Here is a 14,182-nt window from a genome sequence, read left to right on the forward strand (position 1 = left end):
GGGCGTGCTGTGTTGGCAGCACGCCCCATAATTGTATATTCTGATACGGTCAATCTTCCTCCGACATCTGGTATTGCCGCAGATACGCAGCTACAGATCGGGTCATCTCCCGGGAAAACGCTGAGTTGTACTTCCGCTGACAGAAGGCGTTGAGCCACGCTTCATAGGGCTTCTGCCCGGCCTTGTCCTCCAGCATATGGCGCAGTTCCGTCTCGTCGAGGATACGGTACCCGTTCTCGTGGACGATCTGCTCCATGGGGCAGCGGGTGGGTTTGGGACGGCGGCGCTGCTGCTCCGTGGGATAACCGAATACCACCATGGCGGCAGGGAAGACGTAGTCCGGCAGATGGAGCAGACGGCGCTGCTCAGCGGCGTGCTCCATGATATCGCCGATGTAGCAGGAACCCAGTCCCAGGCTTTCCGCAGCGGTGACGGCGTTCTGAGCGGCAATATTGGCGTCGCTGACGGCCAATAGCAGGTCGCCCACGCCGGGCTCCCGGGGGCTGCAATCGGCGTAGTGGTAGGCGTCGTACCATTTTTTGCAGTCGGCCAGAAACACCAGAACCATGGGGGCCTGGGCGATAAAGGGCTGATTGTCGCAGGTGATGGACAAGGCGTGCTTGAGCTGCGGATCAGTGATATCCAGAATGGTGTACAGCTGTTGATTGCCCGCCGTGGGGGCTTGTACCGCGGCTTCCAGGACGGCGGCCTTCACCGAATCGGGGACGGGCCGGTCCTCATAGAGCCGCACCGATTTTCTCTCATGCAGTGCGCGTAAAATCTCGTTCATACCATACTTGGGCCCAAGGCCCGCCTCCTTCTGTTTTTTTCCAGTATACTCCATAGGGCTGCAAAAAGCAACGACATATGCTATAGTATCCAAAACGACACAGGAGGTGGGACCCATGCCCCAGGATGCCAGACATCTCTATACCATTGGGGAATTTGCCAAAGCCCACGGCATCCATAAAAAGACACTGATGTGGTACGATGAAATCGGCCTGTTCCGTCCGGCGGTGGTGGGGGAGAACGGTTACCGGTATTACAGTTTTCTACAGAGCGCCACCCTGGGCACCATCCTCATGCTGCGGGAGCTGAATATGTCCATTCCCGATATCCGGGCATGGATGGCCCACCGGTCTGTGGAGGAACTGGACACGCTGATGGCGGAAAAAGCGGCGGAACTGGACGCGGCCATTGCCCATCTGCGGGAATTGCAGGAAGCCTTGGGCCGCCAGCGGCAATCCCTGGAGCAGCTGCGGCAGGTGGACCCGGACCAGATGGGGCTGGTGACCGTGGAACCGTGCCGTCTGGCTCTGCTGGAAACCTCCCGGACCGCTACCCTGGAGGAGGATGTACAGACGTCCCAGCAGGCCGTAGCGGACCATGGCCTCCGGCGGCTCTATGGCATCGACTACGGGGCCATGATTCCGGTGGAACGGCTGATGCAACGGGATTTCTGGGGGTATACGGCCATTTTTCTGCGGTGTCCCGACGCCGCCGCCGTGCCGCGGCAGCATATCCGCCCCGGCGGCACCTATCTGCGGGCCTATTGTCGGGGGTATTGGGAGCAGGTCCCGGCGGCCTATGAACGGATGCTGGCCTATGCTGAAGAACAGGGCATTGCCTTGACGGGCTACGCCTATGAGACCGTCATCAATGAGACCGTCAGTCCAACGCCGGAGGACTATCTGACCCAGATCGACATACAGGTACGGTGATGCTACAGAGGTAGAATCTCCTGTTCCCCATGGAGCAGGTCCGCCGCCAGCAGCTTCCGCCACAGGGGCGCGGGACGTCCGCAGAGAAGACACAACGCCTGGACTGCCTGTACGGCGGCGCACCAGGCCGGTACCGGCGAGACGGTGCCGCTGGGAGAGAGTGCCGACAGATGGGGCGGGTAAATGCGGTCCAACAGGCCGCTGCCCGGTGGGATCACCGCCACCTGGGCGCACCAGTCCCGGATGCCGCCGTGGACCAGGGGAATCCCGGCCCGGTCACAGCCGGCGGCGAGAATGCGGCGGGCTTCCAGATTGTCCAGACCGTCCAGGGCCAGATCACACCCGGACAGCAGGGTGTCCCGGTTGTGGGCTGTCAACGGTGTGGATACGATGGTGACCCGGACGCCGGGATTGACGGCGGCGGCCCGGTTCGCTGCCGCCTGGGCTTTGGATTGGCCCATGGCGTCCTCTGTAGCAAGCAGCTGCCGGTTGAGATTGGAGGGGGTGAAGCGGTCGCCGTCGGCGGCCACAATGGCCCCTACCCCCAGCCGCAGCATGTGCTCCAGCAGATGGCCGCCCAGACCGCCCAGACCGGCGAGAAACACGGTTTTGGAGGCCAGCAGCTCTTGTTCTGCCTCGGTCAGGGGCCCCAGATTGCGCAGATAGCGTTCCTCCATATGGATGCCTCCTCAGCCGCCGCCGGTGGGCGGGAAAATGGCTACAATGTCCCCGTCCGTCAGAGCGGTGGCCGTGGGGCTGTGGAACCCGTTGCGCAGGAAAATGGCCACTTCCTCCCGGGGAATGTGCAGATATTCCAAGATGGCGGTACCGTTGGGGAAACCGGCGGCGTCCAGATGATAGACCTTCTCCCGGCCCTGCCGCAGGGTGGCGAACAGACGGACTTCCAGCATGGGACTCACTCCTTTTCAGAAATGGTATGAAAGCGATGGAGGGGAATTCCTTCCCCTCCATCATAGCAGTCTCGGACTTATTCGGCAAGGCCCAGACGGCGCAGCGTTTCTTCCGTGGGGAAGGCGTCCACCCAGCCGCGGGCTTCGTAGTATTGGGGCAGCGTCAGCGCGATCTTGCTGGTCATGCCCTTGGAGGGGCCGCCGGGAATGGGCTCTTCCGTCAGGCGCTTGGGCAGCCGGTCGTCCTCGGGCTTCATACCGGCGGCCTTGTTGAACAGCCGCTCCAGGTTGTAGATGCGCTCACCAGCCTCCAGCAGCGTCTCCACGGTGTAGTTGGTGCCGGTGGCGGCGTTGAGCAGGTCTGCGTACTCCTGAGCGCCCAGGGCGAACGAGGTAAACAGACAGTTGCCCATGGAGTCGATGACGGCGGTCAGGTCCTGGAAGGTCTTGGCCCAGGCGGCCTTGTCATCGGTCACCGTCCGGTCCAGCTGTTGGGGCAGGCCCAGGACTTCGGGGGAGATCATGTAGCCCCGGACGTGGCAGCCGCCGCGGTTGCTGGTGGCGTAGGTGATGCCGATACCCTGTACGCCGCGGGCGTCGTAGGCAGGCATCTCCTGCTTCTTGACGCTCATGGACACTTCGGGGTGGCCGTAGTGCGCACAGAGGCGGTAGGAACCCTGGGCCATCCGCCGACCCAGCTCCGTCTTGCCCTCACCCATGCGGCGGGTCCACTGCACAATGGCCTCGGCGCTGCCCCAGGTCAGGGGAACGCCTTCGCACTCGGCCGCAGGGATGGCGCCAATCTGATACAGCTCCATGGCGGCGGCGATGGTACAGGGGGTGGAAATGGCGTCCAGGCCGTACTCGTTGCAGAGCATATTGGCCACGTTGATGGCGTTGAGGTCATCCACGCCGCAGTTGGCGCCGTAGGCCCACAGGGGCTCGTATTCGGGACCGCCGCAGACCTTGCCGTCGTTGAGTTTGACGATACGGCCGCAGACGATGGGGCAGCGGAAGCACGCGCCGGGTTTGACAAGACACGTCTCGGCCATGGTTTCACCGGAAATCTTTTCGGCGGCTTCAAAATAGGCTTCCTGCCAGTTTTTGGTGGGCAGGGAACCGATGTTGTTGATGATGTTGACCAGTACGGCGGTGCCGTAGGCCCGCAGGCCCTGGCCGGTGACGCCGTTTTCCTTGAGGATGCCCAGGCAGCGGCTGGTGGCCTGCTTGAGGGCGGCTTCATCGTGGAGGGTGGTCACGTGGCCCACGCTGGCCTTGACTACGATGGCCTTGAGCTTCTTGGAGCCCATGACCGCGCCGACGCCGGAGCGACCGGCGGCCCGGTCCTTGTCGTTGATGATGGCGGCCAGCAGCGCCTGATGCTCACCGGCGGGACCGATGTTCAGAACAGAGGCTTTTTCGCCGTGGACCTTGCGCAGCGCCTCATCCAGGTCCTCACTCTTCATACCCACGTACTGCTCGGCACTGTGGAACGAGATTTCTCCGTCATCCACCAGTAGATAGGTCCACTCCTTGGCCACGCCCTCGACGATGAGACCGTCCCAACCGGCGTGTTTCAGCTTGGCGCCCCAGATGCCGCCGGAGTTGGAACAGGCGATCATGCCCGTCAGGGGAGACTTGGTACAGACCATATAGCGGCCCGAGGACGGCGACGGCGTGCCGGTCATGGGGCCGGTGATGTAAACCAGCTTGTTGTCGGGGCCCAGGGGGTCCACCGTGGCGACGCCCTCATCGTAGAGGATCTTGGTACCAAGACCACGGCCGCCGATGTACCGCTGGGCTTTTTCCAATTCCAGAGGCTCCACGGCCACCGTACCGGCGGTCAGATCGATACGGGCGAGTTTCTCATAGTAAGAACGGCTCATACGATTCCCTCCTTGAAAAAATGGGGTTCCTTACACACTTCCTACTTTCATCATAGCTGGAATTCGTGAAAATACAATAAAATCGCAAGAGAATTCACATTGGACTTGTCAACATTGTGTGAAATGGGTTATACTTGTGTCAACTGCTATATAAAAGAGGAGGGGTAAGTGATGCCGGACCAGAAGGCCCTGTCCACCCAGCAGGTGGCGGCAATGCTCCATGTGAGCTGCAATACTGTCTATGAACTGATTCGGCGGGGGGAGATCAATTCCTATAAGGTGGGGCGCAAGGTGCGGTTCACCAAGGAGGACGTGGACCAGTACATTGCCCGGTCCCGCCACGAGCGTTCGGCCCCAAAGGTCAAGACCGCTGAGTTGGAGGGCGGGCTCCTCACCCGGGCCGACTGGGACCATCATTTTATTATCGCGGGCCAGGATGTGGTGCTGGATTTGTTGTCCAGCCGGATGCAGCAGAAGAATGTGGCGGCGCTGCGGGCGTACCTCAGCGGCTTTGAGGGGCTGCTGGCCCTCTATCAGAAGCGCATCCATGCCGCCATGGTCCATCTGTGGGCCGGGGATGTGGACCGGTACAACAGCCCCTATGTCCGGCGGCTGATGCCCGGTGTGGGGGCCGTTTTGGTCAATGTGTCCCGGCGGATGCAGGGCTTTTATGTGGCGGCGGGCAATCCCAAGCACATCACCGGCTGGGAGGATCTGGGCCGGGCGGATGTGCGCATGCTCAACCGGGGCTGCGGTTCCGCGTCCCGGGTGCTGCTGGATGAACATCTGCGGCGGCTTGGCATTGCGCCGTCGGCGGTCCGGGGATATGATCAGGAAACCGGCTCCCATCTGACGCTGGCCGGGGCCATTGCCCAGGGGAAGGCCGACGTGGGCGTGGGTACCGAACGGGTCACCCGCAAGCAGGCGGGACTGGACTTTATCCCCCTACAGCAGGAACGCTGTGATCTGGTCCTGCGGAAAGACACGCTGGAACAGACGGAGGTACAGACGCTGCTGGCCGTTTTACGGGACCCGGCCTTTCGCCGGGAGCTGGAGGAGTTCAGCGGCAACGACTATGCGCAGATGGGGGAAATTCTGGAGGAGGTTTGACACATGTTGACAGTGAAGACGCCCGAGGAGGTACTGTCGCTGATTGCGGAATCGGCGTTTACAGTGGGGGAACCGGAGCGGGTGCCCCTGTCCGCGGCCTTGGGCCGGGTGCTGGCGGAAGCGGTGACGGCTGCGGAGTTTGTACCGGATTTTGACCGGTCCACCGTGGACGGCTACGCGGTCCGGGGAGCCGATACGTTTGGATGCAGCGACAGCATCCCGGCCATTCTGACGGTTATCGGCTCGGTCCAAATGGGCCGGGCGGCAGCGGGAACCGTGGTGGAAAACACCTGTATGGCCGTACCCACCGGCGGCGCGCTGCCCCAGGGGGCCGATGCGGTGGTAATGATCGAATATACAGAGGACTACGGCGACGGCACCATCGGCATTATGAAGCCCGCCGCCCCCGGCAGTAATCTGGTGTATCGGGGCGACGACGTACGGCCCGGTAAGGTGGTGTTGCAGGCGGGCCGTGTTCTGACGGCCGCCGACATCGGCGCATTGGCGGCCCTGGGCCGGTCCCAGGTGACCGTGGCCCGACGGCCCAGAGTGGCTGTTATCAGCACCGGTGACGAGCTGGTGGACGTGACGGAGCAGCCGGGGCCCGGTCAGGTCCGGGACGTCAATTCGGCCCTGCTGGCGGCAGCGGTGGTCTCTTTTGGCGGCGAAGCCGTCCCCATGGGGGCATTGCGGGATGAGGAGACGCTGCTGGAAGAGACGGTGCGCAAGGCGTTGGCACAGTGTGACTGCGTGTTGATTTCCGGCGGCAGCTCTGTGGGGGAAAAGGACGCTACCTGCCGGGTGATTGACCGGCTGGGCCGATTGCTGTTCCACGGCATCGCCATGAAGCCCGGCAAGCCCACCATTCTGGGCGTTGTGGAGGGCAAGCCCGTCATGGGACTGCCGGGCCATCCCGGCGCGGCGTTCTTTGTGGCCAACCTGTTTTTGAAGCCCCTGCTGGCCCGGATGCAGGGCCGCACGCTGGTGCGCCGTCCGGTGCCTGCCGTTTTGACGGAGACCGTCTCGGCCAACCATGGCCGGGCCCAGTATACCGGGGTCCATCTGACGGAGCGGGATGGCATGCTGTATGCCGAACCCATCCGCAGCAAGTCGGGCCTCATCAGTACCCTGGCCGGGTCCGACGGCTATTTTGAAATCCCACGGGACTGCGAGGGACTGCCCCAGGGCAGCACCGTCGCCGTCACCGTGTACCATTTGGAATGAAACAAGAAGGAGAATCGCACCCATGGCATTTCAATTCCTGCAAAACATGCCCTTAGATGAGGCAAAAACCCTGTACTTAACGACGCTGCTGGACCACGGATTCGCTCCCGCAGAGGAGACGATTCCCGTGGGCGAGGCGTTGGGACGCATTACGTCCCGGGCGGTTTACGCCCATATCTGCGCCCCCCATTACCATGCCAGCGCCATGGACGGCATTGCCGTCCGGGCTGCCGATACCTTCGGCGCCACGGAGACCACGCCGGTGGTGCTGCCGCCGTCCCAGTTCACGGTGCTGGATACGGGCGACCCCATCCCCGAGGGGTGTGACGCCGTCATTATGGTGGAGGATGTGGTCTATGAGGAAGACGGCTCTGCCCGGCTCTATGCTCCGGCGGCTCCCTGGCAGCATATCCGCCAGATTGGAGAGGACGTCTGTGCCGGAGAAATGCTTCTGCCGTCCCGTACCGCCGTGACCCCGGCGGCCATGGGCGCGCTGCTGGCCGGCGGCGTCCTGGAGATTCCGGTGTACCGCCGCCCGGTGGTGGGCATTCTGCCCACCGGCGACGAGATCATCCCGCCCACCACGGACCCGGCCCCGGGCCAGATCATGGAGTTCAATTCCACCATTTTCTCGGCCATGGTGCAGGAGTGGGGCGCGGTGCCGAAAACGTACCCCATCACCCGGGACAACCTGGACGATATCCGGGCCAGAGTGGCCCAGGCGGCGGCGGAGTGCGATATGGTGCTTCTGAACGCCGGTTCTTCGGCGGGCCGGGAGGATTACAGCTGCCAGGCCATTTCGGAGGTGGGCGAGGTCCTGTGCCACGGTATCGCCATCAAGCCCGGCAAGCCCGCCATTCTTGGCTGTAAGGGTACCGTACCCATTTTGGGTGTGCCAGGCTATCCCGTGTCGGGCATCCTAGTCATCCGGGAGCTGTTGCAGCCGCTGGTGGAGCATCTGACAGGCCGCACCCATGCCCAGGTGGAGACGGCGGAGGCCGTTCTGTCCCGCCCCGTGATGTCGGGCCTCAAGTATCGGGAGTTTATCCGCGTCCGGCTGGGGTATGTGGGGGACAAGCTGATGGCGTCTCCGTTGAGCCGCGGCAGCGGTGTCGTCACCTCCTTTATGAAGGCCGACGGCATTTTGGAGGTACCCCAGGGGACGGAGGGCTATGAAAACGGCCAGACGGTCACCGTCCAACTGCTGCGGCCCAGGGCCGAACTCCAGAAAACCCTGGTGGTCATCGGCAGCCACGACCCCCTCATGGACGAATTGGCGGACCTGTTCCGTCTGGACGGGCAGTTCTATCTCAGCTCGTCCCACGTGGGCTCCATGGGTGGTATCATGGCGATCCGCCGGGGCGAGGCCCATATGGGCGGTGTCCATCTGCTGGATGAAAAGGATGGCTCCTACAATATGGCGTTTATTCATAAGTATTTTCCCAACGGCGGCGTCCGTCTGGTGGAGTGCGTGGGCCGGACCCAGGGCCTGATGCTGGCCCCGGGCAATCCCAAGGGAATCCAATGCTTTGCCGATCTGGCCAAGGAGGGCATCTCCTATGTGAACCGCCAGAAGGGGAGTGGTACCCGGATTCTCTTCGACTATCTGTGCAAACAGGAGCACGTGGACGGCAAGGCCATCTATGGCTATGACCGGGAGGAATTCACCCACACGGCGGTGGCGGCGCAGATTGCCAACGGCAGCGGCGACGCCGGTATGGGCATCTGGTCCGCGGCGCAGCTGTACGGTCTGGAATTCCTGCCCATCTGTACGGAGCAGTACGATCTGCTGATTCCCGACAGCGCTTGGGATACTCCCATAGTGCAGAAGCTGCTGGAGGTACTCCGCAGCGATACCTTCCGCGCCCGGCTGGAAGCCCTGGGCGGCTATACGGTAAACAATCCTGGTACGGTGCGGGAACTGTAAGTTCACCGAATGAACAATGGAATATAGAACGCCCCCGGCGTCCACCCTTTATGGGTGGCGCCGGGGGCGTTGGCCTTTGGCCGGGAATTGCGCCATCTGCGGATGGCGCTTTGGATGCTGGGGGATTTCGCGCCTTGCGAGGCACGACCAGAGGCTCTGCCTCTGGACTCCGCGATTTTTTGAAAAAAATCGAATAAAACTTTTTATGAGCCGTAAAATGAGAGAAATTGCCGGGTTTCAGGGTGTTGTGGTTCGTATAGAACCGTTTTAGCGGGGCCCTGCTCCAACAGCTGCCCTTTGTGGAAATACAGGGCGTGATCGGCCAGCCGCCGGGCCTGCTGGAGACTGTGGGTGACCAGCAGCAGGGCACAGCCTGTTTCAGCCACATACTGACGGGTCAAATGCTCGGTGAGCACAGTACTTTCCATGTCCATGGAAGCCGTGGGTTCATCCAGAATGACCAAGTCATATTGCCCCATGAACAGCCGGGCCAGTGCCATGCGAGCCGTCTCGCCGCCGGACAGACGGTGTGCCGGTTTTCCGGCCAGGTGGGACAACTGTACCGCCTCCAGCAGACGGTTGGCCCGGTCCCGGTCCCGATTCACCAGCAGCAGATTTTGCAGGACGCTCAGCCGGTATCCGTAGCTTTTCTGGGGCAGATACCCCACCCGCAGCCCCGGTTCCGTCACCAGGCGGCGGCAGTCAGGAGGGAGGACGCCGGCAATCACACGGGAAAAGGTGGATTTTCCGCTGCCATTGGCGCCGATGACGGCGTACAATGTTCCGGCTTGCAGCGTCAGGTCCGGTACGGTAACTGCCGCTTGGCCGCCGAAGGATTTGGTAAAGGCATAAAGGTTCATGACGCCACCTTCCTTTGCAGCAGGGACAACGCCAGATTCATCCCCAGGGACAGCACCAGAAGAATCAGCCCCAACGCGATGCCAAGCGAGAAATTGCCCCGGTTGGTGTATTGCATGATGGCCGTGGTCATGACGTTGGTTTTCCAGGCGATGGCGCCGCCCACCATGGACACGGCGCCTACTTCGGCGATGGCGCGGGAGAAACCCAGCAGATACCCGGAAAAGATGGGATAGCGGCTCTCGTTGAGGAGCAGCAGAAAGGTTTTCCGGCGGGACAGTCCCAGACCCTTGGCCGTCTCCCGGACGGGACCGGCAATCTGGGCCACGTATGTCTCCATGTGACTGGTGAGCAGGGGCGTGATCAGCACCACCTGGGCCAGAATCATAATTTCCACGGTGAACAACAGATGGAAATGGCGCAGTGGTCCCACGCCGGAGAAGAGGATATAGAAAATCAGCCCGCAGACCACCGGCGGCACGCCCATGAGGGTCCGGTTCAGCACCAGCAGCAGTCCCCGGCCCGGAAACCGGCAGGCCCCAAGCAACAGCCCCAGCGGCACGCCCAGCAGCAGGGCAATGAGGGAACTGGACAGGCTCGTTCTGGCTGTGACGGTCAGAATGGAGAGCAGTTCCCGGTCTCCTGAGGCGATCAACGCGATGGCCTGCTCCACAGCAGAGCCCATAGACATTCCCCTTTCCATACCAAATTGGGGTGCTGTCAATACAGCACCCCAACGGTGAGTTTTTCTGTAATGTGTCTGGTTATTCCATGACGCCGTTGTTGGCAACGAAGGTCAGGAATGTGGCCTTGTCGGTAAGGATGTAGCCGCCCATTTCCTCAGCCATGACCAGGCAAGCGCCCATACCGGCGTTGGCAGAGATGTACCAATCCGTGTAATCAGCAAAGGATTCCGGGTCCTCGGTGATGCCCAGCTCCGCAGGCCACAGGGACAGCTCCTTGGTGTGGGTACCGGAACCGTCACCACGGGAGATGAAAGGATACTTGCCCTCGGCAATGGCAGCGAAGGCGTCGAGAACCGTGGCGGCGTCCTTCACACCGGCGGGGTCGGCAGAGGGACCGCAGAGGACAAAGTAGTTATAGAGGAAGGTCAGACGCTCCGTCTCCATGCCGTCGATCACGCGGGCGAAACCGGCGTTGACAAACTCCTCTTCCTGGCTCTTGGAGTGGACCAGAATCAGGTCGGCGTTGCCGAACTTGGCGGCCTCGATGGCCTTGCCGGTACCGGCAGACTGGACCTCTACGGTGTAGCCGTAGGCCTCCTCAAACTGGGGCAGCAGATAAGCCAGCAGACCGGAGTCGTTGACGGAGGTGGTGGTAGACAGACGAATGGTCTTGGTTTCCTCGGTGGCGGCGGGAATTTCGCCTTCATAGGTGGGAGCGCCATCGACTGCATAGAACAGGGTATTGCCGTACTCCTTCATACCGTAATTGGTCGCCACTTCCATCGTCTCCGGCAGCAGCATCCAGTGCATCAGGGCATCGGCGCCGGCGGTGTTGATGGTGACGTCGGAGACGGCGTTGCCGTCGGCATTAGTGAAGGGGGCATCAGGGTTTACGGCGATCATGGAATAGGTGTTCAGCATGCTCTCGTCGGCTTCCTTGAGGATGGTCAGGTCCACCACCACAGCGCCGCTGTCGTCGGTGGTCTCCTCGCTGCCGGTCTCAGCAGTGTCCTCCGTGGTCGCCGGGGCGTCGTTGGTCTCGGTGTTGGCGGTGTCCTCCGTGGTGGGTTCGGTGGTGTTCTCTTTGGCGCCGCAGCCTGCCAGAAGACCCAGCACCGTTGTCAGGGCCAGCACCAATGCAAGAAGCTTTTTCATGATGGATAATTCCTCCTAAAATATGGAAAAAATGAAACAAGCCCCTCCAACTTCCGTCTTGTACCGATCAGAACCTGGAAAAGGGGCTCGTCCACCCGCTTCTAGTTCATATTGTGACCCGAAAGTGTCGGGCTTGCAACAACAGTATACCATATCCCAAAAGGAAAGGCAAGTCCGAAGACGGCGGGGCAGTGCCCGCCGTCTTCTAGCCATTGGAATTACGTCCGGGCACAGTTGCCGGTCATGCCCCGGAGGACTTCCAGACCGTGGGCCAGAGAGGGGAGAATATACTCCAGACATTCGGTGACGGCCTTGGGACTGCCGGGCAGATTGACAATGAGGGTGCCTTTGCGGATACCGGCGGCGGCCCGGGACAGCATGGCGCGGGGGGTGATTTGCAGGGAGTGGTACCGCATGGCCTCGGCAATGCCGGGGGCAGGACGTTCCACTACGGCCATGGTGGCCTCGGGGGTCACATCGCTGGGGGAGAAGCCGGTACCGCCGGTGGTGAGAATCAAATCGCACACGTCCTCGTCGCAGAGGGTGGAGAGGACACCCCGTAGGGGATCAATACCGTCGGGCAGCAGTTGTGTGTGTACCACGGTGTAACCGGCAGCTTCCACCATCTGCCGGATGACGGGGCCGCTTTTGTCCTCCCGCTGGCCGGTGTAACCGGAGTCGCTGAGGGTGAGAATGGCAACGCGCATGGTTTATTCCTCCTCTACAATGGTAAGGGTGTCGCCGACTGAGATGGTGCCGCCATGGAGGACACGGGCAAAGACGCCCTCCCGGGGCATGATGCAGTCGCCCATGACCTTGTAAATTTCACAATGGGCATGACATTGTTTACCGATCTGGGTCATTTCCAGCAGCACGTCGTTGCAGCGGAATTTGGTGCCCACAGGCAGATTCTTGAAATCAAAGCCGGAGACCACCAGGTTTTCTCCAAAGGCACCGTCGTCCACGACAGCGCCGCGGGCCCGGAATTCCTCCACCCGGTCCTGGGACAGCAGAGAGACCTGACGGTGCCATTTACCGGCATGGGCGTCGTTTTCGATGCCCCAATCCTCGATGAACCGGGCGCTGCCCACATTTTTCTTCTGAACGCCTTTTTTCTCGCTGATACAGACTGCAATCACATTGCCCATGGTCTCATCCTCCTATTTGATGCATGTTCATGGCTTCGTCGCCGGACTGGGCGGCGGTAGAGAAATGATGGCTGGCCGGTTTCTGCCGGATGGTTTCGGAGATTACCCGGCGCAGTTCGTCGTCCGACGCGCCGTCATCCAGCAGGGCCTTCAAATCCCGGCCCGTCTCATATTGCAGACACGTTTTTAAATACCCGGTGGCCGTCAGTCGGACCCGGTTGCAGTTGTGGCAGAATTGATGGCTGACCGCGCTGATAAAGCCCACGCGACCGGTAAAGCCGGGGAATGTCCGGTAGGTGCTGGGGCCTGCGCCGGGGGGTGGGGGACAGTCCAGAGGTGCACCGAAAGCGTCGGTCAGCTGGGCCAGAACTTCCTCCTGGGTCAGGCGGCCCAGATTGCGGCCCAGGCCAATGGGCATCATTTCAATGAAGCGCACCGACAAATCCCGATCCCTGGCCAGGGCGGCCAGGGGCACCAGCTGGTCCCGGTTGGCTTCGGTGGGCACGCAGTTGACTTTCACCGTCAGGCCGGGAACACTCAAGGCGACCTCCAGACCGGAGAGCGTTTCCAGCAGCAGATCCCGCCGGGCAATGGCGGCAAATTGCTGCCGGTCCAAGGTGTCCAGACTGATGTTGACCCCGTCGATACCGGCTTCCAGCAGCTGGGGCAGCTGTTGGGCCAGCAGGACCCCGTTGGTGGTCAAGGTAATTCGTTGAATGCCGGGAACAGCCCGGATGGCCGACACCAGCTTGTGAAGCTGGGGACGCACCAGGGGTTCGCCGCCGGTGAGACGAATATGGGTGATGCCCAGGGCGGCAAACTGCTCCACCAGCCGGGCGATCTGCTCATAGGTCAGGATGGCGCTGTGGGGCAGACAATCCACGCCCGATTCCGGCATACAGTAGACGCAGCGGAGGTTGCAGCGGTCCGTGACGGAAATCCGCAGATAGTGGATTTCCCGCTGAAATTGGTCCAGCATGGCGACTCCTCCTTCTAAGCCCGGTCGTAGGAGCCGGACTTGCCGCCCTCCTTATGGACCAGGTGGAGGTCTGTAATCTCCATGCCCTTGTCCAACGCCTTGCACATATCATAGATGGTCAGCAATGCGACAGAAACACCGGTGAGCGCCTCCATTTCCACGCCGGTTTTGCCCGTCAGTTTAACGGTGCAGGTGGCGCGGACGGCGCATTCCTCCTCCAAAATCGTAAAGTCGATGGCGGAATGGCTCAGCATCAGAGGATGGCACAGGGGAATCAGATCGCCGGTGCGCTTGGTGGCCATGATACCGGCCACCCGTGCCACGCCCAGCACGTCGCCCTTGGCGGCGGTGCGGCCGGTGATGGCGGCTAAAATGGGCGGCGTCAGACGGATGGTACCCTCAGCCACGGCCACCCGGACCGTGGGAGATTTTTCCGAAACGTCCACCATAACGGCGTTGCCGTCGGCATCAAAGTGATTGAAAGAGTTGTCCATGGGTCGGCCTCCTGCACAGCGGTGCACCGGAACGATGCACCATGGATGGTAAAATGATTGTATCATGACTGGGCACAATTTAC

General features: G+C 61.6%; 15 protein-coding genes. 4 read left to right on the forward strand and 11 right to left on the reverse strand.

The features are described 5' to 3' along the window. Positions 1 to 49: 49 nt before the first annotated feature. A complete protein-coding gene (locus ACTQ33_RS09630; protein ID WP_441464250.1) occupies positions 50 to 790 on the reverse strand; it encodes a nitroreductase family protein in 741 nt (246 codons plus the stop codon). 115 nt (positions 791 to 905) lie between these two features. Between ACTQ33_RS09630 and ACTQ33_RS09635 the strand changes: the two genes are divergently transcribed. Continuing rightward, entirely contained in the window at positions 906 to 1,721 is an 816-nt protein-coding gene (locus ACTQ33_RS09635; RefSeq protein ID WP_441464252.1) for a MerR family transcriptional regulator, read from the forward strand. 2 nt (positions 1,722 to 1,723) lie between these two features. Here ACTQ33_RS09635 and ACTQ33_RS09640 read toward each other — a convergent pair whose 3' ends face one another. From ACTQ33_RS09640 to ACTQ33_RS09650, 3 genes are all read right to left on the reverse strand, one after another. Beyond that, positions 1,724 to 2,398: a HesA/MoeB/ThiF family protein gene (locus ACTQ33_RS09640; protein WP_441464254.1), complete on the reverse strand. Its 675-nt coding sequence runs from the start codon at positions 2,396 to 2,398 to the stop codon at positions 1,724 to 1,726. A 12-nt stretch (positions 2,399 to 2,410) separates the two neighbouring features. Next, the gene (locus ACTQ33_RS09645; protein ID WP_441464256.1) at positions 2,411 to 2,632 is read right to left on the reverse strand and encodes a MoaD/ThiS family protein; all 222 of its coding nucleotides are present in this window, start codon (positions 2,630 to 2,632) and stop codon (positions 2,411 to 2,413) included. A gap of 77 nt (positions 2,633 to 2,709) precedes the next feature. Then, positions 2,710 to 4,518: an aldehyde ferredoxin oxidoreductase family protein gene (locus tag ACTQ33_RS09650; protein WP_441464258.1), complete on the reverse strand. Its 1,809-nt coding sequence runs from the start codon at positions 4,516 to 4,518 to the stop codon at positions 2,710 to 2,712. A 171-nt stretch (positions 4,519 to 4,689) separates the two neighbouring features. Between ACTQ33_RS09650 and ACTQ33_RS09655 the strand changes: the two genes are divergently transcribed. The 3 genes from ACTQ33_RS09655 to ACTQ33_RS09665 are packed head-to-tail and all read left to right on the forward strand — an operon-like array spanning position 4,690 to position 8,779. After that, the gene (locus ACTQ33_RS09655) at positions 4,690 to 5,628 is read left to right on the forward strand and encodes a substrate-binding domain-containing protein (RefSeq protein WP_441464259.1); all 939 of its coding nucleotides are present in this window, start codon (positions 4,690 to 4,692) and stop codon (positions 5,626 to 5,628) included. A 3-nt stretch (positions 5,629 to 5,631) separates the two neighbouring features. Further along, complete coding sequence (locus ACTQ33_RS09660) at positions 5,632 to 6,852, forward strand: molybdopterin molybdotransferase MoeA (RefSeq protein WP_441464261.1); 1,221 nt, start codon at positions 5,632 to 5,634, stop codon at positions 6,850 to 6,852. 22 nt (positions 6,853 to 6,874) lie between these two features. Further along, a complete protein-coding gene (locus ACTQ33_RS09665) occupies positions 6,875 to 8,779 on the forward strand; it encodes a molybdopterin biosynthesis protein (protein WP_441464263.1) in 1,905 nt (634 codons plus the stop codon). A 203-nt stretch (positions 8,780 to 8,982) separates the two neighbouring features. Here ACTQ33_RS09665 and ACTQ33_RS09670 read toward each other — a convergent pair whose 3' ends face one another. The 7 genes from ACTQ33_RS09670 to moaC all read right to left on the reverse strand — a co-directional run bounded on the left by ACTQ33_RS09670 (position 8,983) and on the right by moaC (position 14,099). After that, complete coding sequence (locus tag ACTQ33_RS09670) at positions 8,983 to 9,639, reverse strand: ATP-binding cassette domain-containing protein (RefSeq protein WP_441464265.1); 657 nt, start codon at positions 9,637 to 9,639, stop codon at positions 8,983 to 8,985. Beyond that, positions 9,636 to 10,322: an ABC transporter permease gene (locus ACTQ33_RS09675; protein ID WP_441464267.1), complete on the reverse strand. Its 687-nt coding sequence runs from the start codon at positions 10,320 to 10,322 to the stop codon at positions 9,636 to 9,638. Before ACTQ33_RS09675 ends, ACTQ33_RS09670 begins: the two co-directional genes overlap by 4 nt. 79 nt (positions 10,323 to 10,401) lie before the next feature. Beyond that, positions 10,402 to 11,478 carry a substrate-binding domain-containing protein gene (locus ACTQ33_RS09680; RefSeq protein ID WP_441464269.1) on the reverse strand — a complete coding sequence of 359 codons (1,077 nt, stop codon included), beginning with the start codon at positions 11,476 to 11,478 and terminating at the stop codon, positions 10,402 to 10,404. Positions 11,479 to 11,696: 218 nt separating this feature from the next. Further along, on the reverse strand, positions 11,697 to 12,185 hold the full coding sequence (locus ACTQ33_RS09685; RefSeq protein WP_441464271.1) for a MogA/MoaB family molybdenum cofactor biosynthesis protein: 489 nt from the start codon (positions 12,183 to 12,185) through the stop codon (positions 11,697 to 11,699). A gap of 3 nt (positions 12,186 to 12,188) precedes the next feature. Then, the gene (locus tag ACTQ33_RS09690) at positions 12,189 to 12,626 is read right to left on the reverse strand and encodes an MOSC domain-containing protein (RefSeq protein ID WP_441464273.1); all 438 of its coding nucleotides are present in this window, start codon (positions 12,624 to 12,626) and stop codon (positions 12,189 to 12,191) included. 4 nt (positions 12,627 to 12,630) lie between these two features. Beyond that, positions 12,631 to 13,605, reverse strand: coding sequence for a GTP 3',8-cyclase MoaA (moaA, locus tag ACTQ33_RS09695; RefSeq protein ID WP_441464275.1), 975 nt, complete (start codon positions 13,603 to 13,605; stop codon positions 12,631 to 12,633). 14 nt (positions 13,606 to 13,619) lie between these two features. Then, positions 13,620 to 14,099, reverse strand: a complete 480-nt coding sequence (moaC, locus tag ACTQ33_RS09700) for a cyclic pyranopterin monophosphate synthase MoaC (protein WP_441464277.1) — start codon at positions 14,097 to 14,099, stop codon at positions 13,620 to 13,622. Between the last annotated feature and the right edge of the window lie 83 nt (positions 14,100 to 14,182).

The sequence above is a fragment of the Candidatus Avoscillospira sp. LCP25S3_F1 genome (assembly GCF_052117125.1).
In the GTDB taxonomy this organism is placed as follows: domain Bacteria; phylum Bacillota; class Clostridia; order Oscillospirales; family Oscillospiraceae; genus Avoscillospira_A.

Excerpts from the sequence above, each read along its gene's own strand:
- ACTQ33_RS09630 (WP_441464250.1), bottom strand. The coding sequence starts at position 790 with ATGAACGAGATTTTACGCGCACTGCATGAGAGAAAATCGGTGCGGCTC.
- ACTQ33_RS09635 (WP_441464252.1), top strand. The coding sequence starts at position 906 with ATGCCCCAGGATGCCAGACATCTCTATACCATTGGGGAATTTGCCAAA.
- ACTQ33_RS09640 (WP_441464254.1), bottom strand. The coding sequence starts at position 2,398 with ATGGAGGAACGCTATCTGCGCAATCTGGGGCCCCTGACCGAGGCAGAA.
- ACTQ33_RS09645 (WP_441464256.1), bottom strand. The coding sequence starts at position 2,632 with ATGCTGGAAGTCCGTCTGTTCGCCACCCTGCGGCAGGGCCGGGAGAAG.
- ACTQ33_RS09650 (WP_441464258.1), bottom strand. The coding sequence starts at position 4,518 with ATGAGCCGTTCTTACTATGAGAAACTCGCCCGTATCGATCTGACCGCC.
- ACTQ33_RS09655 (WP_441464259.1), top strand. The coding sequence starts at position 4,690 with ATGCCGGACCAGAAGGCCCTGTCCACCCAGCAGGTGGCGGCAATGCTC.
- ACTQ33_RS09660 (WP_441464261.1), top strand. The coding sequence starts at position 5,632 with ATGTTGACAGTGAAGACGCCCGAGGAGGTACTGTCGCTGATTGCGGAA.
- ACTQ33_RS09665 (WP_441464263.1), top strand. The coding sequence starts at position 6,875 with ATGGCATTTCAATTCCTGCAAAACATGCCCTTAGATGAGGCAAAAACC.
- ACTQ33_RS09670 (WP_441464265.1), bottom strand. The coding sequence starts at position 9,639 with ATGAACCTTTATGCCTTTACCAAATCCTTCGGCGGCCAAGCGGCAGTT.
- ACTQ33_RS09675 (WP_441464267.1), bottom strand. The coding sequence starts at position 10,322 with ATGGGCTCTGCTGTGGAGCAGGCCATCGCGTTGATCGCCTCAGGAGAC.
- ACTQ33_RS09680 (WP_441464269.1), bottom strand. The coding sequence starts at position 11,478 with ATGAAAAAGCTTCTTGCATTGGTGCTGGCCCTGACAACGGTGCTGGGT.
- ACTQ33_RS09685 (WP_441464271.1), bottom strand. The coding sequence starts at position 12,185 with ATGCGCGTTGCCATTCTCACCCTCAGCGACTCCGGTTACACCGGCCAG.
- ACTQ33_RS09690 (WP_441464273.1), bottom strand. The coding sequence starts at position 12,626 with ATGGGCAATGTGATTGCAGTCTGTATCAGCGAGAAAAAAGGCGTTCAG.
- moaA (WP_441464275.1), bottom strand. The coding sequence starts at position 13,605 with ATGCTGGACCAATTTCAGCGGGAAATCCACTATCTGCGGATTTCCGTC.
- moaC (WP_441464277.1), bottom strand. The coding sequence starts at position 14,099 with ATGGACAACTCTTTCAATCACTTTGATGCCGACGGCAACGCCGTTATG.